The 22,065-nt window shown below is 69.7% G+C and carries 18 protein-coding genes and 1 pseudogene; 7 read left to right on the top strand and 12 right to left on the bottom strand.

Going from position 1 to position 22,065, the window contains the following annotated elements:
• Positions 1-30: 30 nt before the first annotated feature.
• From AKJ08_RS10905 to AKJ08_RS10860, 10 genes and pseudogenes are all read right to left on the bottom strand, one after another.
• The gene (locus tag AKJ08_RS10905) at positions 31-1,194 is read right to left on the bottom strand and encodes a class I SAM-dependent rRNA methyltransferase (protein ID WP_050727535.1); all 1,164 of its coding nucleotides are present in this window, start codon (positions 1,192-1,194) and stop codon (positions 31-33) included.
• A gap of 35 nt (positions 1,195-1,229) precedes the next feature.
• Positions 1,230-2,300: a hypothetical protein gene (locus AKJ08_RS10900; protein ID WP_050726093.1), complete on the bottom strand. Its 1,071-nt coding sequence runs from the start codon at positions 2,298-2,300 to the stop codon at positions 1,230-1,232.
• Positions 2,300-3,115, bottom strand: coding sequence for an ABC-2 transporter permease (locus AKJ08_RS10895; RefSeq protein WP_338062191.1), 816 nt, complete (start codon positions 3,113-3,115; stop codon positions 2,300-2,302). The genes AKJ08_RS10900 and AKJ08_RS10895 overlap by 1 nt, the downstream gene beginning before the upstream one ends.
• A 5-nt stretch (positions 3,116-3,120) precedes the next feature.
• Positions 3,121-4,026 (bottom strand): ABC transporter ATP-binding protein, encoded by a 906-nt coding sequence (locus AKJ08_RS10890; protein ID WP_050727534.1) that lies wholly within the window; start codon positions 4,024-4,026, stop codon positions 3,121-3,123.
• Positions 4,026-5,297, bottom strand: coding sequence for a hypothetical protein (locus AKJ08_RS10885; protein ID WP_050726091.1), 1,272 nt, complete (start codon positions 5,295-5,297; stop codon positions 4,026-4,028). Before AKJ08_RS10885 ends, AKJ08_RS10890 begins: the two co-directional genes overlap by 1 nt.
• A gap of 7 nt (positions 5,298-5,304) precedes the next feature.
• The gene (locus AKJ08_RS10880) at positions 5,305-6,474 is read right to left on the bottom strand and encodes a cystathionine gamma-synthase (RefSeq protein WP_050726090.1); all 1,170 of its coding nucleotides are present in this window, start codon (positions 6,472-6,474) and stop codon (positions 5,305-5,307) included.
• 306 nt (positions 6,475-6,780) lie between these two features.
• Positions 6,781-7,746: pseudogene (locus AKJ08_RS10875) on the bottom strand (PLP-dependent cysteine synthase family protein); the annotation flags it as partial.
• 51 nt (positions 7,747-7,797) lie between these two features.
• Positions 7,798-9,171, bottom strand: coding sequence for a polysaccharide deacetylase family protein (locus AKJ08_RS10870; protein WP_050726088.1), 1,374 nt, complete (start codon positions 9,169-9,171; stop codon positions 7,798-7,800).
• Positions 9,172-9,190: 19 nt separating this feature from the next.
• On the bottom strand, positions 9,191-11,497 hold the full coding sequence (locus tag AKJ08_RS10865) for a hypothetical protein (protein WP_050726087.1): 2,307 nt from the start codon (positions 11,495-11,497) through the stop codon (positions 9,191-9,193).
• A gap of 14 nt (positions 11,498-11,511) precedes the next feature.
• Complete coding sequence (locus tag AKJ08_RS10860) at positions 11,512-12,819, bottom strand: tetratricopeptide repeat protein (RefSeq protein ID WP_050726086.1); 1,308 nt, start codon at positions 12,817-12,819, stop codon at positions 11,512-11,514.
• A 264-nt stretch (positions 12,820-13,083) separates the two neighbouring features.
• On the opposite strand from AKJ08_RS10860, the gene AKJ08_RS10855 reads away from it, so the two are divergent.
• The 5 genes from AKJ08_RS10855 (at position 13,084) to AKJ08_RS10835 (ending at position 19,135) form a co-directional block, all read left to right on the top strand.
• Entirely contained in the window at positions 13,084-14,280 is a 1,197-nt protein-coding gene (locus tag AKJ08_RS10855; protein ID WP_050726085.1) for a hypothetical protein, read from the top strand.
• A 166-nt stretch (positions 14,281-14,446) separates the two neighbouring features.
• Positions 14,447-15,577, top strand: a complete 1,131-nt coding sequence (locus tag AKJ08_RS10850) for a HEAT repeat domain-containing protein (protein ID WP_169788806.1) — start codon at positions 14,447-14,449, stop codon at positions 15,575-15,577.
• A gap of 2 nt (positions 15,578-15,579) precedes the next feature.
• On the top strand, positions 15,580-17,025 hold the full coding sequence (locus AKJ08_RS10845) for a glycosyltransferase family 2 protein (protein WP_050726083.1): 1,446 nt from the start codon (positions 15,580-15,582) through the stop codon (positions 17,023-17,025).
• 45 nt (positions 17,026-17,070) lie between these two features.
• Positions 17,071-18,138 (top strand): aminoglycoside phosphotransferase family protein, encoded by a 1,068-nt coding sequence (locus AKJ08_RS10840; RefSeq protein WP_050726082.1) that lies wholly within the window; start codon positions 17,071-17,073, stop codon positions 18,136-18,138.
• Between the two features lie 19 nt (positions 18,139-18,157).
• Positions 18,158-19,135 carry a nucleotidyltransferase family protein gene (locus AKJ08_RS10835; protein ID WP_050727533.1) on the top strand — a complete coding sequence of 326 codons (978 nt, stop codon included), beginning with the start codon at positions 18,158-18,160 and terminating at the stop codon, positions 19,133-19,135.
• A 6-nt stretch (positions 19,136-19,141) separates the two neighbouring features.
• Here AKJ08_RS10835 and AKJ08_RS10830 read toward each other — a convergent pair whose 3' ends face one another.
• Both AKJ08_RS10830 and AKJ08_RS10825 read right to left on the bottom strand, forming a co-directional pair.
• Positions 19,142-19,906 (bottom strand): Stp1/IreP family PP2C-type Ser/Thr phosphatase, encoded by a 765-nt coding sequence (locus AKJ08_RS10830; RefSeq protein WP_050726081.1) that lies wholly within the window; start codon positions 19,904-19,906, stop codon positions 19,142-19,144.
• A gap of 46 nt (positions 19,907-19,952) precedes the next feature.
• Positions 19,953-20,345: a DUF192 domain-containing protein gene (locus tag AKJ08_RS10825; protein ID WP_050726080.1), complete on the bottom strand. Its 393-nt coding sequence runs from the start codon at positions 20,343-20,345 to the stop codon at positions 19,953-19,955.
• Positions 20,346-20,385: 40 nt separating this feature from the next.
• On the opposite strand from AKJ08_RS10825, the gene AKJ08_RS10820 reads away from it, so the two are divergent.
• Positions 20,386-20,874, top strand: coding sequence for a tRNA (cytidine(34)-2'-O)-methyltransferase (locus AKJ08_RS10820; RefSeq protein WP_050726079.1), 489 nt, complete (start codon positions 20,386-20,388; stop codon positions 20,872-20,874).
• A gap of 11 nt (positions 20,875-20,885) precedes the next feature.
• Positions 20,886-22,001, top strand: coding sequence for a DUF4388 domain-containing protein (locus tag AKJ08_RS10815; protein ID WP_050726078.1), 1,116 nt, complete (start codon positions 20,886-20,888; stop codon positions 21,999-22,001).
• The last annotated feature ends 64 nt before the right edge of the window (positions 22,002-22,065 follow it).

Below are 22,065 nucleotides of genomic sequence, written 5' to 3'. Positions count from 1 at the left end.
GTCCGTCCATTCGCGTTTGCTCCGCCTTCGTCAGGGCGCCCGCAGCACCAACCCCTTGAGGTAGCGGGTCTCGGGGGCGGTGAGGAGCACGGGGTGGTCGCGGCCGGCGCCGAGGCGCTCGAGCACCTGGACCTCGCGCTTCGCGTCCCGGGCCGCGTCGGTCACGATCGCCTCGAAGTCCTCGGGACCCACGTGGTACGAGCAGGTGAAGGTGAGCAGCACGCCGCCCGGCGCGAGGAGCTGCAGGGCACGGAGGTTCACTTCCTTGTAACCCCGGGTGGCGGCGGGGATCGCCGACTTGCTCTTCGCGAAGGCCGGCGGGTCGAGGACGATGGTGTCGTACCGGGCGCCGGAGGAGAGCTCGTCCCGGAGCCAGTCGAAGACGTTGGCGCAGACCACATCGACGTCGCGGCCCGTGCGCTCCGCGTTGCGGCCGATCGTCTCGCAGGCTGCCTCGGAGATTTCGACCGCCCGGACACTCTTGGCGCCGCGCGCGAGCTGGAGGGCGAAGCCGCCGGCGTAGGAGAAGAGATCGAGGGCGCGCCCCTTTGCGTAGTCGCCGGCCTTGATGTGGTTCTCGCGCTGGTCGAGGAAGGCGCCGGTCTTCTGGCCCTCGAGGAGGTCGACCGAGAGGATCGTGTCTCCCTCCCGGTACTCCGTCGGCCCCTCGTAGCTCCCCCGGAGGATCCCCTTCGTCTGGTCGAGGCCTTCGAGGAGGCGGGAGCGGGCGTCGTTCCGCTCCACGATCCCCGCGGGCTTCAGGAGCTCCTCCAGGAGATCGGCGATCAGCTCCTTTCGCCGCTCGGTCGCCGGGATCGGCGTCTGGATCGAGAGGTGGTCGCCGTAGCGATCCACCACGAGGCCCGGGAGGAGATCGGCCTCTCCGTGGACCAGGCGGAGCGCCGTGGCGCCGGGGAAGAGCCGCTCGCGCAGGGCGATCGCGCTGGCGAGCTTCGAGCGGAAGAAGGCGCGATCCGGCTCAACCGTCTCGCGGGCGATCATCCGCAGCGCGATCTGCGACTGCACGCTGTAGAAGGCGGTGCCCTGCGGCCGGCCCTTGTCGTCCGCGACCTCCACGGCCGCGCCGCTCTCGATCGAGTCGCCGGGGTTGCCCAGGAGATCGCTGCGGTAGATCCAGGGGTGGCCGGCTCGCAGCCGATCCACGCCTCGCTTGGTGATGTTCACGCGATCCATGGGCTCTTTCGCGCAAGCGGCGGCGCCGCGAGCGTTCAATACGGATGATCGTCCGCGCTCTCGGAAGCCGTCCCGGGCGACCGCCCGCAATCGGCGAGGTGCTTCTGGAGCAGAGCGAGCGGTAGCGCAAGCTCGATCGTGAAGCGGCCGTCCTTCCGCGCGACGTTGGCGAGGTCGAGGAGCTGCGAGAGCTCGGCGTCGCCGCGGACCTTGGACTGGATCCGCGCGAGGGAGATCGCGCCGCTCATCGAGCGCGCGAGATCGTCGAGGGCCTGGCCGCTGCCGCCCCGGACGTCCGCGGAGATCGCCACGTCGCCGGTCGCGTCGACGTGCAGCTCGATCCGCTCCGCCGCTTCGCGCAGGCGCTCGGCGAGCTCCGGCTGATCGGTTCCCAGTAGCTTGGTCATCGACTCCACCGAGAGCTGGCCATAGATCTCACCGTAGGTGAGAGACTCGTCCAGCGCGGGAGGGCTCTCCGAACGACCTTCGACCCGGTCGATGGTCTCCTGCACCGCCTCCACGCTCTTCCCGGCGATGACGAGCTCGTCGTTCCAGATCGCGACCGCTTCATCCCCCTTCGTGAAGAGGCGCCCGCGCTCGCCGATCGGCTTCGACTCCGAGTCGCCGGCGATCTTGTCCCACTTCGCGTTGGCGAAGTGGCCGGAGATCATCACCGTCTCACCGCCGAGGGCGAATCGGTCCACGTCCTCCAGCGGATCGATGCCCAGCTCGTCCTGCAGCCGTTTCAGCTCCTCGCCGTGCTCGGCCGCGAGGCAGCCGACGAAGAGCTCTCCGAGGGGCGAGTGCCGCAGGGCGTTCACCTCGAGCACCACGTTGGACGCGCCCGGCGCCGAGGAGAGGGCGGCGAGGAGGGGATCCCTCTGCGGCTCCGGCTTCCGATCGGCCTTCGCTTCGGGGGCGACCGGTGGCGGCAGGGTCCTCCGGCGAGCGACCCGCTCCACCTCGCTGGGGCGGAGCTCCTTTGGAAACTCCACGGTGCGGGGTGGCTTCGCCGGGGTCGGAGGGTCGCCCCGCGACGCTAGCCACGCAGCCGCGGCGAGGAGGAAAAGAGCCGCCGCCAGCCACGTGAGGCGTCCCCGATTCATCAGAAGTCCCTCCCCTCGAAGCGCCAGGTCGCGAAGGCGAGGCAGGAGAGCCCGAAGATCGCCAGCCCGCCCAGGTGCCACGCGAGGCCGTCGAGCTCGCTGGCGCCCGAGGCGGCGAGGGCTATCGCGTCGCTCCCGAGCGACGAGATCCGCGGAAAGAGGCTGGAGAGGAAGGAGAAGGCCGCGCGGCCCACCCCCGGGGCGAACGCAGGGAGGATGTCGTCGCGGTGGCCGGCCACGATCCCCGCGAAGAAGACGGCGAAGCCCGCCGCCGCAGAGACCGCGGCGCTGCGCACCCAGGTCGTGGCGGCGAGCATCGCGGCGTAGATCCCCGCGAAGGTCGCGCTCCCCAGCAGACTGGCGAGGAGCGGGCCCGGGGTCCACAGCCCCGCTTTCAGGCCGAGGACGAGGGTGAGGCCCCCCGCTCCATAGAGCGCACCCAAAGTAGCGATGGCGAACACACCGAGCCAAGTGCCCACGAGGAGCTCCCATCGTCGGATCGGGAGCGCCAGCATCAGCTCCACGCGGCCTGGCGCGAGGAGGCTCGGGCCGAAGTCCGCGCAGGCCACGATCCCGAAGACGACGCCGCCGTAGAAGACCAGCGAGGCGGCGCCCCCGAGGATCGCCTTCATCGCCGTGTCCGTCGCGCCCATGTCGGTGCCGAAGAGGCGGGTCGCGGCGAGGGCGCCGTCGGCCACCTCCAGGCGCAGGGAGAGCGCGAGGAGCGCGAGCAGGAGCGTGATGCCCGCGCCGAGGGCGAGGAACCACTTGCGCGAGAGCGCCTCTCGCAGCAGGTCGAGAGCGACGTTCGCCACAGACCTCAAGCGGCCGCCTCCACCGCTTCCGCGAGGACGTCCTCGAGGTCGCGGAGCTCGGGCGCGAGCTCGAGGAGCAGAGCGCCCGTCGCCCTGGCGGCGTCGAGCCTCGCGCCGAGGGACTCGGGGTCTGCCGCCTCGCAGCTCCAGGCTCCATCCTCCGCCGACGGCAGGAAGCCCGCGTCCAGGAGCCTCTCGCGGTCAGCGCCGGCGGCGAAGCGCAGGCGGTGCCGCGTTCCGCTGCCGCAGAGCGAGTCCAGGCTGCCCTCGCGAACCAGGCGACCTTTGGCGAGGATCCCGATCCGATCGCAGATCCGGACGGTCTCCGAGAGCAGGTGGGAGTTCAGGAAGACCGTCGCTCCACGGGCGAGCTCCTCCGAGAGGAGCCGCCGGACCTCGGCGCGGCCCAGGGGGTCGATGCCGTCCGTGGGCTCGTCGAGGATCAGGAGCTCGGGGCCTCCCAGGAGCGCGGCGGCGAGCCCGAGGCGCTGCTTCATGCCCTTGGAGAACGCGCCGATCCGCTTCGCTTCGCCTGCGAGGCCGACCCGGGCGAGCTGCCGCTCGACCTCGGGCCCCGGACGGCCAAGGCCCTTGAGCCGCGCGATGCTCGCGAGGAATTCGGTCGCCCTCCAAGCATGCGGGAGCTGCAGGCGCTCGGGGAGGTAGCCGATCCGGGCGCGGATCGCCGGATCCGAGGGATCGCCTCCGAGCACGCGGAGGTGGCCGGACGTCGGGCGCACCACCGAGAGCAGGGATTTGATGAAGGTCGTCTTGCCCGCGCCGTTGAGGCCGATCAGGCCGAAGCCCGAGCCGCGCGGAACCTGGAGATCGATGCCGGCGAGGGCCTCCCGGCCTCCGCCGAGCCCACCGTAGCGCTTGCGCAGCGCCACCGCCTCAATGGCAAACGTCATCACCGGGGAACGGGAGAGGCCACGTAGGCCTGGGTGGAGCCTTCGGCGTAGATGACCACGGATCCGGTCCCCATCGCCTCCGCGATCGCGGCCTCCCGCTCCCTGGCGGTCCAGGGGTAGAGCGCCTCGATCTCCTCCGGCCAGAGCACCACCGCCGAGCGGATCGCGGCGATGAAGAGGAAGGTCCAGGCGCGGTGGAGCTCGACGTCGCCCTTCTTGAGGGAAACCGCACGCTCGGCCCAGCGCGAGAGGGGCTCGAGGACGGTGATCGGCCGATCCTCGTCGTCCAGGTCGCCGCGGGAGAGGGCCATGAGCCGGCTCTCCAGCTCACCCTGCACCTTGGCGAAGCTCTCGGGAGTCAGGTCCAGCAGCCGGGCGAGCCGATCGGTCGCCATCACGCCGCGGCGGTCGAGGATCTCCAGAGCCTCTTCCGCCTCGTGGCTGAGGAGGCCTCCGTTCCGGGCCGCTTCGTCGAGGGGCGCCGCCACCGCCGCGAGCGACGGCCAGAGCTCCGAGCCGACCAGCGTCGGCTGGTCGAAGCAGAGGCGCGCCTCGAGCAGATCCGGCGCCGAGTGGATTTCCGGAATCCAGGCCGCGAGCGTCGAGGCGTAGGTCCCCTGGGCGCGCTCCTCGTCGGTGCAGATCCGGCCGACGAGGGGGTCCAGGAGGTTCGGGAGCGCCGAGAGGATCGTGGAGTGGACGAGGTGTCGCTCGCGAACGAAGGCGATGGCCTGGGTCGCGCTCTTGAGGGCGGGCCTGCCGCTTCGGCCGTGCCGCCGCTCCCGAGCCGCGAGGGCGGCGGCGAGCCGGGGATCCTGGGGCCGTCCATCGATGGGATGAATGGGGATCGCCCGCGGCGACCAGGGCTCCGAAGGGCGCTTGGCGCGGGTCGAGGTGCCGCTCTGGGCCTTCCCGTTCGTCTCGTTCCTGCTCGGCCTGGAATCTCTCAACTCGAGATCGCTCCTTGTTCCCGCCCTCGTTCCGGCGTGGGTCGTCGCCGGCTGGATCGCAGCCGCCTTGGAGGCCGACTGGGTCGTGCCAGCCTTGGTCGCCGCCGTCGCCTTGGCGGGGGTCGCCTTGGACACAGCCGCCTGGGGCGCCGACTTGCTCGCGGCCGTCTTGGTCGCTTTCGCCTTGGCGGTGGACGCCTCGGTCGTGGCCGCCTCGGCGGGGCTCGGCCGGGCTACGCTCGTCTTCGCCGCAACGGCCGTACTCGTCGAGCGGCGACCCGGCGTGGCGCCCACGGACTTCCCGCTTCGCGAGGTGGCCATGATGGTTTCATGCCTCCGCCAGGGCCTGGGCGACGTCGTCGATCAGGTCCTTCGAATCCTCGATGCCGACGGACAGCCGGATCAGGCCGTCCGAGATCCCGAGCTTCGCGCGGGTCTCCGCCGGCACCGAGGCATGGGTCATGATCGCCGGATGCTCGATGAGGCTCTCCACGCCGCCCAGAGACTCGGCGAGCGAGAAAACCTTCACCCGGCGCAGGAAGCGATCGGCGGCGGGGAGGCCGCCCTTGACCACGAAGGTCATCATCCCGCCGAAGCCGCTCATCTGCCGCTTCGCGAGCGCAGCCTGGGGATGGCTGTCGAGGCCCGGCCAGGTCACCTTCTCCACCTTGGGGTGGGAGAGGAGGAAGTCGGCCATCTTCGTGGCGTTCTGCTGGTGCCGCTCCATCCGCACGCCGAGGGTCTTGAGGCCCCGGAGCACCATGAAGGAGTCGAAGGGCGAGAGCACCGCGCCCACCGCGTTCTGGCGGAAGTAGATCCCCTCGGCCAGCTTCTCGTTCGAGGTGATCACGCAGCCGCCGACCACGTCCGAGTGGCCGTTGAGGTACTTGGTCATCGAGTGGACGACCACGTCGATTCCGTGCTCCAGCGGACGCTGGAAATACGGCGACATGAAGGTGTTGTCCGCGACGCTGATCACCCCGGCCTTCTTGCAGATCGCGGCGATCGCAGAGAGGTCGGCGAGCTTCAGCATCGGGTTGGTCGGCGTCTCCACCCAGAGGAGCTTGGTCTTCCCGGGCCGGATCGCCGCCTCGACGTTCTTCGGCTCGGTCATGTCCACGTAGGTGAACTCGAGGCCGAGCTGCCGGAAGACCTTGTCGAAGAGGCGGAAGGTCCCGCCGTAGAGATCGTCCGAGCAGACCACGTGGTCGCCGGTCGAGAGCCCGTGAAGGATGCAGCTGCTGGCGGCGAGCCCGGAGGCGAACGCGGCGCCGAACTTCCCCCCCTCGAGGGCGGCGAGGCAATCCTGGAGCGCGAAGCGGGTCGGGTTCTGCGTCCGGCTGTACTCGAAGCCCTTGTGCTCGCCGGGGCCCGTCTGGGCGTAGGTCGAGGTGAGATAGATCGGCGTCATGATCGCGCCGGTCGTGGGATCGGGCGCCTGCCCCGCGTGAATCGCGAGAGTGTCGAAGCCCTTCTTGCCGTCGCCCAGAAACGCCATGGATCGAGTCTCCCGGCGGCGCGCCTTCCGAGGGCTGCGGCCGCCGCCAATGCCAGGAACGGCGGCGCGGAAGACGCAGGAGCCGCCTCGGGATCCCTCGGGTCGATGGCCCGAGGGCCCGCCGAGAGGGGCCCCTTATACCACAAGCGCCCGGCCAGAGGCGGTTCCCCGTTTCAGGGGGAAGCCTCGAGACCGGGCGCTCGCGACCAGGGAGGGGGCTGCCGGGCTCCGGGTCCGCGTGGATCCAGGAGCCCGTCGGCATGGCTTCGCCCGCCGTGACGGGCGGCGCGCCAACGATCAGATCTTGAAGCCGTTCGCCTTCATCCAGGCGTCCGAGTAGAACTTCGAGATGTAGCTCTTCCCGCCGTCGGGCAGGATCGCCACGACCGTCTTGCCCTTGCCGAGCTCGCGGGCGAGCTTCAGCGCCACGGAGACAGCGCCTCCGGACGAGCCCCCGGCGAAGATCCCTTCCTCGCGGGCGAGGCGGCGGGCGTACTCGAAGCAGATCGCGTCGTCCACCTGCCGTACGTCGTCCAGCACGCCGAAGTCCATCGCCTTGCAGAGCATGTCCTCGCCGATCCCCTCCACCTTGTAGGTGTGGGGCTCGGGGAGCTCGCCGGTCTTGAAGTACGAGAAGTAGACCGAGCCCACCGGATCGACGCCGACGTTGCGGATCGCGGGGTTCTGCTCCTTCAGGTACTTGCCGGTCCCGGACATGGTCCCGCCGGTGCCGAGGCCCGCCACGAGGCCGTCGATCTTCCCGCCCGTCTGCCGCCAGATCTCGGGGCCGGTGGAGAGGTAGTGCGCCTCCACGTTGTCCATCGAGTGGTACTGGTTCACGTAGAAGCTGTTCGGGGTCTCCCGGGCGATGCGCTTCGCGGTCTCGTAGTAGGAGTCGGGAGAGTCCGCCGGCACGTTGGTCGGCGTGACCACCACCTCGGCGCCGAAGGCGCGCAGGGTGTCGATCTTCTCCTGCGACATCTTGTCGGGCATCGTGAAGATGCACTTGTAGCCGCGCACCGCCGCCACCATCGCCAGCGCCGCGCCGGTGTTTCCGCTGGTGTTCTCCACGATGGTCGCGCCCGGCTTGAGCAGGCCCGCCTGCTCGGCCTTGTTTACGATGTGGACTGCCATCCGATCCTTGATGGCGCCGCCGGGGTTCAAGTACTCGCACTTCACCAGGACGGTCGCGTCGTCCGGGCCGACCAGCTTGTTCAGCTTGACGAGGGGCGTCTCGCCGATCGCGTCGAGGATGTTGGGGTTCACGTTCACTTCGGTCTCCCGATTCCGCCCGCCTGGGGGCGCCGTTCGAAGCCGCCGAAACTAGCGCGCGCGGGCGACCTCGTCGAGCGCTTCGCCCACGGGGAGTACCTGATTCCCACTGGAGGCCAGGTAGCGGAGGACCTCGTCGAATTGCCCGCGGTCCGTCGTGTAGGGATCCGACTCGTTCGGAGTGCCCAGGTCGTGGAAGAGGAGCACCAACCAGGTGGAGGTCGCCGCCGCGGAGTCGATGGCCTGCTCGATCTCGGCGGTCGTGGTCTCCGTCGTCACCGCCAGGATGCGGATCCGGGAGGGATCGACCGTCGCGTCGTTCAGGCCCGAGAGGCTGGTGCGGATGTAGCGCGCCTGGGTCTTGGCATAGGTCTCTACGACCTCGTCGAACTCGCCGAAGGGATAGGCGAGGCCTCCCGACGCACCGAGACGCTCGACCTGGCGGAGGCATCCCTCGATTTCGTCTCGTAGTTGCCCGGCGGGGACGTCGGGCATCACGGGGTGGCTCGCGGAGTGACAGCCGAGCTCGTGGCCCGCCCTGGCGAGGCTGGCTGCCGCGTCGGCCGCGAGGTAGGGGGCCCGCCCGAGCCAGCCGTTCACCAGGTAGAACGAGCCGTGCATCCCCAAGGCCTCGAGCGCAGGGGCTGCGACGGTCGCGCTGGAGGCGTATCCGTCGTCGAAAGCGATGGAGACGAGCGGGCGGGGGAGGGGCGCCGGAGCTACTTCTCGGAGCTCGTGGTGGCGGGTCTCCAGGTAGCCCGGATGGTCGAGGACGTTCATCACCGTCACGTCGCAGGTCTCGGGCACATAGAACCGGAACGACGATCGGGTCCAGACGCTCGCCGAGGAGGTCTGCCACGCATAGTGGAACCGTCGTTCACCGTTTTCGGGTTGGCAGGACCAGATCAGCCGGCTCTTTCCGTAGGAGCGGTGTTCGTCGGCGTATTCGTAGAAGCGCCCGCCCGTCAGCCGAATCGGCGTGAACCACCATCTGGCGTGACCGGCAGGCGAGCCGCCCGAGACCTCGGTGTAGAGGACGACGCTGCCGTCCGCGTCCCGGCTCCACTCGCCCATGCCCAACACGCCGTCGTCCGCGAGGAAGGTCCAGCCGTCGGGCGCGGTCGCACCCGCTTGGCCGGTGGCCGGCGGAATCAGGTTGGGGAACGGGACCTCCGGCTCCTCGCGTCCGCCGCTGCCGCCGTCGCTTCCTCCGGAGCCGCCGTCGCTTCCTCCGGAGCCGCCGTCGTTTCCGCCGGTGCCGCCGTCGTTTCCGCCGGTGCCGCCGTCGCTTCCGCCGGTGCCGCCGTCACTTCCGCCGGTGCCGCCGTCGCTTCCGCCGGTGCCGGCGTCGCCGCCCGGCGCCCTGTCTTGGCAGCCGGTGGCGATGATGATTCCAACGAGAGCCAACGGGAGCAGCGTCTTCATGGGATCCCCTTCGTGTCGTCTACCGCGGTTGGACCCTGCCCAGCAGAGAGGGCAGGCCGTCCTTCAGAATCCCGAAGGAGGCCTTGCGATACTCGTGGAAGGTCACCGTGTCCCAGCCCTCCCAGGAGTAGCGCGCGAAGCCCGACGCCGGGATCCGCCAGCCATCCTCGGTGGGGATCGCGCCAAACGCGTCGACGAGGATCGGCGACTCCGCGGGAGAGAGGCTCATGGCGGCGACGGCGATCTCCGGCGTGACCGAGGTGCCGAGCTCGCGGCGGCTCTCGCCCCGGTCGTCCACCACCCGCCTCTGGGAGGGATCCGTGACGTAGAGCAGGCTCCAGGGGATCCGGACCTCCAGCGTGCCCTCGTCCAGCGAGTACCAGAAGCTCGTGTCGCTCTTCTCCGACTCGGGACCGATGGGCAGCGTGCCGATCGCGTCGTCGACGAAGGGGCCGAGCTGCTCGCCCTCGTAGACGTACTCCCAGTTGGTGAGGTTCCGCATCGGGTGGAAGATCCCGTCGTCGTTGGCGACGGTCCGCCAGGCCTGGCTCTCGTCGCGAAGCCCATGCCAGACGCCGTAGAGGTCGTAGGGCCTGTCCACCAGGAGCGACGCGCCGTCCGCGTCCAGGCGGAGGAGGAACTCCACCCGGCGCTCCACGCCGATGGTCTTCGCGGGGTCGAGGAAGCCGTCTCCCCTCTCGGGATCCACGGTGTCGAAGGCGAGCCAGTAGCTCACCTTCGACCAATCGAGCCGGCCGGTGCGCATCGGATCGAGGTCGTCCACCCGGAGGAGGAGGTGGAGATAGCCCTCGTCGTGCTCGATCGTGAGGTCCCTCAAGGTCCGCATGGAATCGTAGCCGTCGCCGCGCGGCGCGGCGGGCCCGCCGTCCTTCCGGAGGCGGGGCTCTGAGGTCCAGCCGTCGTCGGTGCCGTCCACGAAGTGGAAGCGCTCGGGGCTCCCGGGGCGAAGGGCGATGAGGCCGAAGTTCTGCTCGGGGTTCATCGCGTTGTGCCAGAGGTGGCGCCGGTCCGCAGGGAGCTCGATCGGATCCACGATCCAGGCGCGCTTGAACCACTCGTCCACGATCGAGAAGACTGCGAAGCCGTCCATGCCGGAGTCGACCACCGAGCCGAGGGCGCGCAGGAGCCCCGCACCCTGCTGGCGCTCGTCGAGGCCGCCGTGATCCAACCCCGAGGGGATCCGCTTGGCCGATCCCTGGCTCGACGGCAGGCCGATCTCCGAGATCACCACCGTGTAGCCCTCGTAGTACGCGCGCAGATCGCGGAGGTATCCGAGGTAGGAGTTCGAGCCCTGTGCGTCGGAGACCTGGTAGTCCGGCTGGTAGACGATGAAGTCCGGGTAGTACGGATACGCGTGGTACGAGATGAAGACTCCCTCGGTGAAATTCGGGCTCACCGCGACTTTCTTCATGTCGAGCGAGAACATCTCCTCGGAGGAGTAGGGGTAGGGCGGCTCCGTGTAGTGGTCCAGCGGATCCAGCGTGGGCCAGTTGGAGAAGGCGATCGGGTGCCGCCGTCCGTAGCCGAGCTCCTCGTGGCTCACGAGGTAGTCGAAGCTCTCGGCGATGTAGGCCTCGAAGGGATCGCCATCCTCCACCGTGAAGTAGACCCCGTGGTACGCGCGCTCGCTCTCGTGGCGCGCGTAGGTCGTCATCAGCGTCTGCGGCTCCACCTCGCGGCCGATGAGCCAGCCCAGGAGCCAAGGCGAGACGTCGGCGGTATAGGTGCCGAAGGCCCGGCCCCAGTTGAGCGGGCGCTCGGGGCCGCCGGGGAGGATCTCCCGGTTCCCGTAGACCACGTCCACGACCTTCTCGAGCTCGTCGCGGAACCAGACCCGGTCGTATTCGCCCAGGTAGTCCGCGGGAACGTCCTCGGGCTCTCGCAGCCACGCCCCCTGGAGCAGGAAGAGCGGCATCTTGGGATGCTCGAGGTTCCAGCGGCGGAGCTCCTCGTAGAACTCGGGGCTCTGCACCGTGTAGATGCGGATGGTGTTCAGACCGAGCTCGGCGGTGGCGGCGATCCAGCGCGCGATCTGCTCCCTCGTCGCCAGGAACTCGCCCGGCAGTGTCCCGGGAACCGCGAGGCCGAAGTTGATCCCCGCGGAGTAGAAGGCGCGGAAGGGCTCGTCCCCCTTTCGCGACTCGAAGCCGTGGTCCGTGGCCCGGAACTCGTACCGGTCCGACGCCTCGACGGAAGGATCCTTGGGACCGTTGCCGCCGCAGGCCGCCAAGAGCGCGGCCACGAGGGCGGCGATAGCGGTGACCGCCCGGCGATTGTGTCGGAGTGCTCCCGGCCCACGATCCATCTCTCGCTCTTCCATCACCACCGCCGCGCCACGCCGAGAAGGAGCTCATGGCGCATCAACCGGTCGTCGCCGCTCCACTCGCGGCGGCCAACGTAATCCAGCCGGAGCTGGTACTCGTACTCCGGGGTCCAGGCGAGCCCGGCAAGTCCCACCACGTGGCGCTCGACTGCGGCGTCGCGAACGGTCAGGTAGTCCGCCTTGTCGCCGGCGCCTGCACCCAGGGTGAGGTCGAATTTCGCGATCAGGGGAATCCCTGCCTGCCCGAGGACGGCGAGACCGTCGCCCGCCGGATCGAACGAGCGCCACAGCCGCAGCGAGGCCCAGAAGGCGCTCCCCTCGTAGACGATCGCCGGGCTGAGCACGTCTACGCCCGCTCGCGCGAACGCGATGTGCCAGAAGCGCCCGTAGACCGTGAACCCGCTCCCGAGGCCGTAGCCCAGCTCGGCGTGCGCGTTCCAGTCCGGCGAGAACTGCGGGTTCACCGCAAAGCCGGCGCCCAGGTCGAGGGTGAGCCGCGAGACAAGCCGAAGCGTGCCGCCGCCATCGAAGAGCGTGTCGCGCATGGACTCCCCGGCGAAGGATCGCTCCTGCAGCTCGACGCCGCCCCGGAGGCGGAAGCGGTCCGACGGCATGCCCTCGATGCCGGCCCGTGCGCGCCAGCCCGAGCCGTCCCCGGTTGATGCGACGGGCCCTCCCTGCAAGAGCAGCACGGTGCCGCTCCGTCCCTGGTCCCGCACGGTGAGGCATGCGTTCCGATTGTCCTCCAGGCAGAGGCCCGCGAGCACCGGCCGCGCCCGCGCGTCGTCGCCCATCCTCAGGCGGGCGATCGCGAGGGAGCGCCTCGCGCCGGGATCGTCCGGCCACTGCTCGAGGTAGCTCGAGTAGGAGGCCTCGGCCCCGCGCCAGTCGGTCCGCCAGAGGGCGAGGTCGGCGCGGACGAGCGCCAGCTCCCGGTGCTCCGGCGCCGCGGGAAGCGACTCGAGCGTGGCGTCGGCGTCGTCGAAGCGCGAGAGCCAGCCCAGGAGGCGAAGGCGCCACGCCTGCACGTCGAGGTCTTCGGGCGCGTAGACGCGAGCGATCTCGGCCCAGGCGAGGGCCTCGCGGTGCCGCTCCTGCCACGCGAGGATCTGCGACAGCGCGACGAGTCGCTCGGGATTCCCGGGCGATTCGTCGAGACAGGAGCGGGCCCGGGACTCGGCGGCGCTCGCGCCGGCGGGCCAGAGCTCACGCGCCGAGCGACACTCCTGGCCGCTGGCGGGCGAAGCGGCAAACAGGGCGATCGATACGACGGCAGGAATCAGGGTAGCGGACGCGAAATACAATGGTCTCCCCCGGAAGACAGCTCGAGGCGGGCTCAAATAGCAAGGGCAGGGGAGGTCGTAAATCGCTTTCGTATGGGAGTCCTTTGAGCTCGTTGCAGACTTTTCCTGAAAATGTTAGAGCCGCTGATACGGGGTCGGCCCGGGAAGCTTCCCGGTGCCGTGGTTGGTATGAAGTTTTTCATTTTGCTCCTGGCGATGGCGCTGACCAGCTCCTGCGCTTCGATTCGATCGATCGGGCTTGGCGGGCCGAGTTCCGATCCGGTAGTGGAGGCTTGGAGCTCGCTCCCGCTGCGTCCCTTCGACACGACCCTCGTCTACGACGCAGAGGGCAACGAGAGGCAACTCGTCTGGCCGGACGGAGCTCCTAGTGGGGAGCTCGTCCTCGGCTTTCCAGATCCGCTCCGCTTCGAGGGCGCGCCGCCGGGCTTCGAGCGGATGGCAGGACGCAGCTTCCTCTACGATGACGCCCTTCTCGCGATCGCGCGGGTCGGAGCGGACGATCGCCCGGGCGCCTCTCGCGTTCTGGCGGCTCTCGCCGCCCTCCAGCTCCCCGACGGCGCCTGGGGATTCAGCGTCGACGGGAGCGACGGCTTCTACGACTCGGGCTACGTGAGGAGCGGAGTCGTCGCCTTTGTCGTCTACGCCTTCGCGAAGTATGCCGCTCGCTACGCCGACGAGAGCGAGCCGTGGGTCCGGGAGGCGGCCCTCAGCGGGGGCCGGTGGCTGCTCGCGCAGAGGGATCCATGGTCCGGTCTCATCCGGGCCGGGAAAGGGTGGTGGGGCCAGAATGGCTCCAGCTTCAGCGCACTCCACATTGCGGACTACGCCGCAACCGAGCATCAGATCGACGCATTCTTTGCATGCGCCGCCCTGGCATCCATCGACCCGGCGGGACCCTGGTCGGACGCGGCCACGGAGCTCCGGGAGCGGGCCGTTCGCTACCTCTGGCTCCCGGATGCGGGACGATTCGCCCTGGGCTTGAACTCTGGAGCGATCGATCCCGCCAGCGCGCTCGACGCCAGCGGGAGCTGGGGTGCGCTCTTCCTCCTCGCCTGCGGTCAGGTCGACGATGCCGCCCGCGCGCTGGAGTGGGTGGAGCGGATGCATCGAATCGGTGGCCCTGATTGGCGGGGCTACAGACCCTACCTTGAGGGCCCGGAGGTCTGGTTCGTGGAAGGCTCTGCCGCAATCGCCCTCGCATCGCACCGCCTTGCGCCGGGCGCTCCGGGAGCGCTGGAGGACCTCGCACGCCTGGACGCGCTGGCCCGCTCCCATGGATTTCCTCTCGTCTATTCCACCGCGTGGGCGCCGAACTTTCCGCTCACCCCCGCGGCAGCGCCCACGCTCTGGTACCTGCTGATCCGGGCGGAGCTGGAGTCCGCGAAGGCACCGTTCTTTTGGTCCGAATGTCCCGCGCCTCTCTCAACCATGGGATTCAAACCATCTCGTTCATCTGATTGATGGCCTGAGCTCGGGGATCCGCTTGCGCGGGCGGAGAGTCGAACGCGCGCCTTTTGCGGAATTTCATTCTTTGGGCTCAAAGAGTGAAATCAAAATAATAATGGTCACAGTCTACCAGCGTCCTCCTCCCAGCTCGCTTCCGCGGGTTCTTCTGGCGATCGTCGTCTTGTTCGCCTTCGAAGTCGCTGTCATCGCCACGGCCTTCTGGCTGCATGCCTTCCAGGCGCTGAGCTACGGAAGCCTCCGAGCGATCCTCATCGGCGGGGTCGTCCTCGCCGGCGCGATCGTGGCGGGGATCGCCACCGGCATCGTGGCGTACGTGGCGTGGTCGTCGGCGTCCGACGCAAGGCGGCGGAGCGCCATCTCGGCCTGGACCGAGCGTTGGCGTGAGGCCCTGGACTCGGGATCGCCTGCAGCGATGGTCGGCCCGCTGCCCCCTGCCGGCTTCGAGGCCTGGCTGCGGCTCCGCGAGGCCGATCGGCCGGACGATGGAGTCCTCGCGGGGCTCGGCCGCGAGCGCGGGATCGGTGAGGGCCTGCTGCGCCGGCTCGGCAAGAAGGGTCGCGCCGCGCGACTGGGCGCGCTCGACGACCTGGCGCGGGCGAGGTTGCCGGATGCCCTCGAGCCCATCCTGGCCGCGTCGCACTCCACGGATCCCGCCGTCCGGCACGCAGCGCTCCGCGCGGCGTCGCGGACCCTCGCCCGGGTGCCTGGGGATCTCGCGGAACGCTTCAGCAATCGATTCGCGGAGGCCCTCGTGGACGCGGATCTCCCTCCCACGCTGATCGCCGAGGTGCTCCTGCTCGCCGATGGCGCCGCACCTGCGATCGTCGCGAGCCTCCTCCACCAGCCCGGCCTCTCGAAAGAGCACCTCCGTGCCGCGCTCATGGCGGCGCGGAGCTTGTCGAGCGCGCCCCTCGCGGACGCCATCGCGGGCCTCGCGAAGCACGACGAGCCCGAGGTCCGCTCCGCCGCGCTCCAGGCGCTCGCCGCGCGGGTCGAGGTCACCGAGGACTGCCTCGACTCCATCCGCGAGAGCCTGGAGGACGACCGGCCCTTCCTGCGCGTCCACGCCACGAGGGCCGCGGTCCACCTGCCGGATTCCCAGATGTTCGACGCGCTCTGGGCGCGGCTCGGCGATTCCTCCTGGTGGGTGCGGGTCGCCGCCGCCGAGACCCTGCGATCCCTCGGCGCTGCGGGGAACGCGTGCCTCGAGCGGGCCTCGCGGACCCATCCCGATCGCTTCGCCAGGGAGATGGCGGGCTCGGTCGATCTGCAGCGGTGGAAGGTGGCCTAGTAGTGGAACACATCGTGGTCCTTGCCCAGCTGGTGGTGCTCGCCTACTTCGCGGGCCTCCAGATCCTCTCGTTCGTCGTCGCCTGGCGCGGCGTTCGCACCCTCTGGCGTACCTCGCGGGACGTCTCCCGCTCGATGCTCGACGACCTCGTCGAGCAGAAGATCTGGCGGCCGGTCTCGATCCTGGTCCCCGCCCACAACGAGGCGCGGACCATCGTCGAGAGCGTGCGCGCCCTCTCGAAGCTCCGCTTCCCGGAGTTCGAGATCATCGTCGTCTCCGACGGCTCGACCGACGACACCGTCCGTCTCCTCACGGCGGCCTTCGACCTCGAGGCCCGCTCCCGGCTCCACCCCCGACGGCTCCCTTGCGCCGAGGTGAAGCGGATCCTCACCTCCCGTCGCCTCGCCAACCTCACCGTCGTCGAGAAGGAGAGGGGAGGAAAGGCGGACGCGCTCAACGCAGCCCTCAACCTCGCGAAGTATCCCCTGGTCTGCACCGTCGACGCCGACTCGCTGATCGAACGGGACGCGCTGCTCCGCGCTGCCCGGATCTTCGCCAACGACGAGAAGGTCGTCGCGGTGGGCGGCGCGGTCCGGCCCCTGAACGGTGCGTTGGTCGAGGGCGGGACGGTCCAGGCGCTCCGGTTGCCCCGCAAGTGGCTCGAGCGGATCCAGATCCTCGAGTACGGCCGCGCCTTCTTCACCGGCCGCGTCGGCTGGGGAAGCTGGAACGCCCTGACGCTGATCTCCGGCGCGTTCGGCGTCTTCCATCGGGAGACCGTCCTCGCCGTCGGCGGATATCGGGTGGACACCGTCGGCGAGGATCTCGACCTCGTGGTCCGCCTCCACAAGCACTGCCGGAGCCGGAAGATCCCCTACCGGATCGTCTCGCTCCCGGTGCCCATGTGCTGGACCCAGGTCCCCGCCGACCTGGGCAGCCTTCGCGCGCAGCGCAACCGATGGCAGCGCGGGCTGTGGGAGACGCTCTGGGCCCACCGGGACATGCTCTTCCGGCCCTCCTTTGGGCGGCTCGGCTTCGTGTCGATCCCCTACCTCTGGCTCTTCGAGGGCCTGGCGCCGTTCGTCGAGATCCTCGGCTACCTCCTGATCCCGATCTGTCTCTGGATGGGGTGGCTGGCGCCGGAGATCGCGCTCTACTTCGTCTTGCTCGCCGCCGCCTACGGCCTGCTGCTCTCGCTCATGGGCCTGGTGGTCGAGATGCTCCTCGAGAACCGCTACGCCTCGCCTCGCGAGAGGCTCGTCCTCATCCTCGGCGCTTTTCTCGAGATGGCGGGCCCGAGGCAGATCCTCGCGTTCGAGCGCCTGCTCGCCTTCTTCCAGGTCTGGACCCGCAAGGGCGAGTGGGGCCGAATGAAGCGTCAGCGGATCGGGCCGACCTCGGTGCCGCCGCCCAAGACCGGGCCCGGCCTCGAAGGGAGCGCCGGCTAGCGTGCCGGATGCGTTCGGGCCGAGACCTGTGTTAGTCGAAAGACCATGTCCGACGTCTCGCCCGAGCTCCTCCGCCGCCACGCCGCGCTCGCTGCCGGCTTGGTGGCCGATCCCTCCTGGCCCGTGATCCGCCTGAAGCAGGACGCCTCCAACCGCTCCTACTTCCGGGTCGCGCTCCCCGATCGCTCCTTCGTGCTGATGGCCATGCCCGCCGGCGCCGGAAGCGAGGAGGCCACCAAGGGCGAGGCGCCCTCCGAGCTGCCCTTCGTCAACGTGCACCGATACCTCGGCCGCCTCGGCGTCCGCGTCCCGGCGATCCACCGCTACGAGCCCGAGGCGGGGATCATGGTCCTGGAGGATCTCGGCGACGTCACCTTCGAGGCGGGCCTCGCCCAGGGGGGCGATCCCGCGTCTCGGCGGGAGGCGCTCTACGGCCAGGCCGTCGATCTCCTGGCTTCGCTGAGGGCCCGCGCCGATCGGAACCCCGACCCGGCCTGCCTCGCCTCCACCCGGGCCTTCGACTTCGATCTCTACCGCTGGGAGCTCGACCACTTCCTCGAGTGGGGCCTCGCGGAGCTCCACGGCGTGGCCCTCGATCCCGCGTCCAAGAGCATCGTGGAGCGGCACGCCGACACCATCGCCCACGCGCTGGCCGCGCTCCCCCGCGGCTTCACCCACCGTGACTACCAGTCTCGCAACCTGATGGTGCTCCCCGGCGACGAGCTCGCGGTGATCGACTTCCAGGACGCGCTGCAGGGCCCCCGCCAGTACGACCTCGTCGCGCTCCTGCGGGACTCCTACGTGGAGCTCCCGATCGAGCTCGTGGAGCGGATGGTCCGCCGCTACCTGGTCCGGCTCGCGGAGGAGGGCGGCCCCGTCCTCGAGCCCGAGGCCTTCCTGGCCGATTTCCACCTCCTAACGGTGCAGCGCAAGCTCAAGGACGCCGGCCGCTTCGTCTTCATCGACCGCGTGAAGAAGAACCCGTCCTTCCTGCCCTACGTGGCGCCCTCGCTGCGCTACGTGAAGGAGGCGCTCGCGCGGAGGCCGGAGCTCGCGGAGCTCGACGAGATCCTCGGCCGCCACGTGCCGGAGCTCGCTCGGCCGGCAGCGTGAGGACGCACCCGTGATCGCGATGATCCTCGCGGCAGGCTTCGGTACGCGCCTGCGCCCGCTCACCGACCGCATCGCCAAGCCGGCGCTCCCCCTTCCGGGGACGACGCTCCTGGAGTGCAACCTCGCCCTCGCGGCCCGCGCCGGCGCCACGGAGGTCGTGGTCAACGCGCACCACCTCCCGCATACCGTCGCCCGCGTGGCCCGCGAGGCGGCGGACCGCCTCTCCCTTCGCCTCCATCTCTGCTTCGAGTCGGGGGCGATCCTGGGGACCGGCGGCGCCCTCGTGGCGGCCCGGCCGCTCCTGGATCGAGGCGCGCCCTTTCTCCTCCTGAACGGCGACGTCCTCACCGACCTCGATCCCCGCCGCGCCCTCGATGCGCATCTCGCGACGGGCGCCGACACTACGATGGTCCTCCGCCCGATGCCGAAGGGCGCGGACTTCGCCCCGGTGGAAGTGGACGCGCGAGGGAACATCGCGCGGATCGCCGGCCTCGGCCGGGAGGCGCAGGTGGCCGAGGAGCTGCGATCCTTCGCCTTCACCGGGATCCACGTGCTCACCCCGGCGATCTTCGAGACCTTGCCCGCCGACGGCGCCTCGTGCGTCAACCGCGCGGGGCACGTCGGTCTGATCCGCGCCGGCCGACGGGTCTCGGCCCACGTGGAGGAGGGCGGCAGGTGGTCCGACGTGGGGACGCCCGAGCGCTACCTGGAGGCCAACCTCGATCTCCTCGAGGGTCGGTATCGGCTCCCCAGCGTCAGCGGATTCCAGATGTCCGCCGGGATCGTCGTGGCCGAGGGCGCGTCCATCGAAGACGGTGCGTCGCTCGTCGCTCCCAGCTACGTGGGTCCCGGCGTCACGGTCCGCGCCGGCGCGAAGGTCGGGCCAAGGGCCGTCCTCCACGAGGGGTGCGTGGTGGAGGGCGAGGTGGTCGAAGCGGTCGTTCCGCCCGGAGGGCTCGTCTCCCGGGGCCGGACGGTACGCAGCGCAATCGCCTAGGCTGGTTCAGGCAGCGCGGCAGCGCACCAGGACGACCGTGATGTTGTCGTTCCCGCCGGCGGCGTTTGCGGACTCGATCAGCGCGTCCACCGCCGTGCGGTCGTCCCCGACCTGGCCCAGGATCGCCGCGATCTCGCCGTCCGAGACCAGGCCGGAGAGGCCGTCCGAGCAGAGCAGGTAGAGATCGTCCGGGCGCGGCGCGTCGCGGATCACGTCGACCGGGAGCGCGTCCTGGATCCCAAGGGCGCGGACGATGACGTTCTTGTGGGGGAAGTGCTCGACCTCCTCCGGCGAGAGCTTGTTCGCCTTGATCAGATCGTTGAGGAGGGAGTGATCCTCGGAGAGCTGAAGGAGCTCACCGTCGCGGAGCCGGTAGACCCGGCTGTCGCCCGCCCAGGCGATGTAGGCCGCGCCGTCGGCGAGGTGCAGCGCCGCGACGGTGGTGCCCATGCCCTTGCAGCGCGGATCCGTGCGGGACTGGCTGACGATCCGGGCGTTGGCCTGCTTGATCGCGGTGGCGAGGCGGTTCTCCTCGTAGTTGCGATCCGGCTCCATCTTGAAGGGCCAGGTGAGCTCGCGATCCCGACCCGAGAGCCGGAAGAACGCCTCCATCTCGGCGACAGCGAGCGAAGAAGCGATCTCTCCCGAGACGTGCCCGCCCATCCCGTCGGCGACCACGAAGAGCCGCTCCTCTTCGAACACGAGGAAGCTGTCCTCGTTCCGCGAGCGCTTCATACCGACATGCGTGCTGCCCGCGGCCTCGATGCGCATCTGGCCCTCGCCTCACGTTGAATTTCTTGCAAGGAGCGTCGAATCACTACCGGATGGCCGGAGCGCAGGCAAGATCAGAGCGTGCGCGGAGGGCAATCGAGTCCCCCGCGAGCGTTCCCGTCGAGCGGAGCGTGCCCGCGGGGAGCTCGAGGACGGTCCGGGCCGCCAGGTGGATGCGCGTCGCGCGCCAGGGCGGGATGTCCTGGAGCGCGCGGATCGCCTTGCCGTGCGCGTCCAGGAAGAGCACGTCGATCGGGAACCTCATGAAGAAGGTGTGGATCGAGTTGCACGGGACGATGTGCAGGCCGTCTCCGGGCTCGAAGCTCGCCTCTCCGAGGAGACCGCGCAGGCGGGAGGAGACGCTCGATGCCCTCCGGGCCCGAAGGGCCAGCGCGGTCCCCCGGGTCTCGTTCCAGGCCTCGAAGCGATCGTCGCGCACATCTCCTTTCTACAACGCAGTCGATTAGGATGCGCGCCCTATGCTTCCCGACCTCGATCCGCCGTTCTCGGTCGTCCTCGTCCACCCGCAGATCCCTCCCAACACCGGCAACATCGCCAGGCTCTGCGCCGTCACGGGCTCGAGGCTCCACCTCGTCGAGCCCCTCGGCTTCTCGATCGCGGACAAGGATCTGCGCCGCGCCGGCCTCGACTATTGGGATCGCGTCGTCGCCCGGATCCACCCCGACGTGGAGTCGTGGGAGGCGTCGGCGCCTTTCCCGCGGGTGCATCTCTTCACCGGCCGTGCGAGCCGTACACTCTGGGAGACCGACTTCCAGCCGGGTGACCAGCTCGTGTTCGGATCCGAGCCCCACGGCTTGCCTCCCGAGCTCCTGGAGCGCCACGCGGATCGAACGGTGTCGATTCCTCAACAGCCCGGACTTCGCTCACTCAACCTTTCGACCGCCGCGGGCATCGCGGTCTACGAGGCGCTACGCCAGGTATTGGCCAGGGGGCCAAAGGGGGGATAGAGTCGTACATCGTGATCCGACCTCCATGCGACCTCTCGGGCGGCGAGCTTCGATCCTCGCCTTTCGCCTCGATCCTCATCGAGGCGCTGCGCACCAGGGCTACCGGAAACCTCGTCATCGATTCCCCGAGGGGTACCTCCCACGTCTACTTCCGTGGGGGCCGCCCCTGCGGCGTGCAGATCTTCTTCGGCTTCAAGCCGCTGGGGCAGTTCCTCCTCGAGCTGGGCTGGATCGACATGGTCGCCCTCGAGCGCAGCCTCGTGGCGGTCGCGGAGGGGCGTAAACAGGGCGAAGCGCTCATCGCGCTCGGCTGCATCACCGAAGAGCGACTCGCTCGAGGTCTCGGCCTCCACCACAGGAGCCATCTGCAGACGCTCTCGAACGTCACGGAAGGTGTCTACTCGTTTCACTCGGTCTCCGATCTCCCGGCATGGACCGAAGAGGTCCGAATCGGCCCGCATCGCGCCATCCTCGACGCGCTCGCGGCCGCCGGCGGCCGCGCGACCGCCCATCGGATCCTCAAGGAGATTCCTGCCGGCCATGGTCTACGCTTGCGAGACGGATGGGAGCGGTACGCCGCCCACTTCGAGCTCGCGGAGCGGGAGACCGCCGTCGTCCTGCGCATGTTGGAGCCCCGGGCGTTGAAGGAGCTCCTGTCCGCGGCCGATGTCGACGAGCCCATGGCGGCAGCGATCACCGCCGCCTTCTTCTTGATGGGCATCGCTCTCGCGGTACCCGGCGAAGGCGAAGCCGAAGTCCTCGCTCGGCCCGCTGGGCAGCCGAACGAGCTGGAGAGGACGCCCGGCTTCTCGAGCAACGGGCCGCTTCGGGCCGGCGCCATCGCCAACGAGGAGCTTCGGTCCCTGGTGGCGCGAGGCGAGGAAGCCCTCTCCGCCAGGCACTTCAGCCAGGCGCTCGCGCTCTTCATGCAAGCCCTCCGTGTCGAGGATCGTCCGGACCTCCGGGCTCACGTGATCTGGGCGGTCCACGCGGATCCCACGAGGCCGGCCCTTGGCAAGGCACGCCAGGAGCTCGTGCGCTTGTTGAACAAGCATCCCGGGTGTGAGACGGCCCTCCACTACCTCTGGGTCCTGGATCAGCGCTCCGCCGGGCCCCGGACCGAATGAAGCAACCGGCCCTGCACTCGACTCCGCGAGCTTGACACCCCTCTCGCTCTGCCTGGATCATGTT

The sequence above is a fragment of the Vulgatibacter incomptus genome (assembly GCF_001263175.1).
Taxonomy (GTDB): domain Bacteria; phylum Myxococcota; class Myxococcia; order Myxococcales; family Vulgatibacteraceae; genus Vulgatibacter; species Vulgatibacter incomptus.
This window is presented reverse-complemented; position numbering and strand designations above follow the sequence as displayed.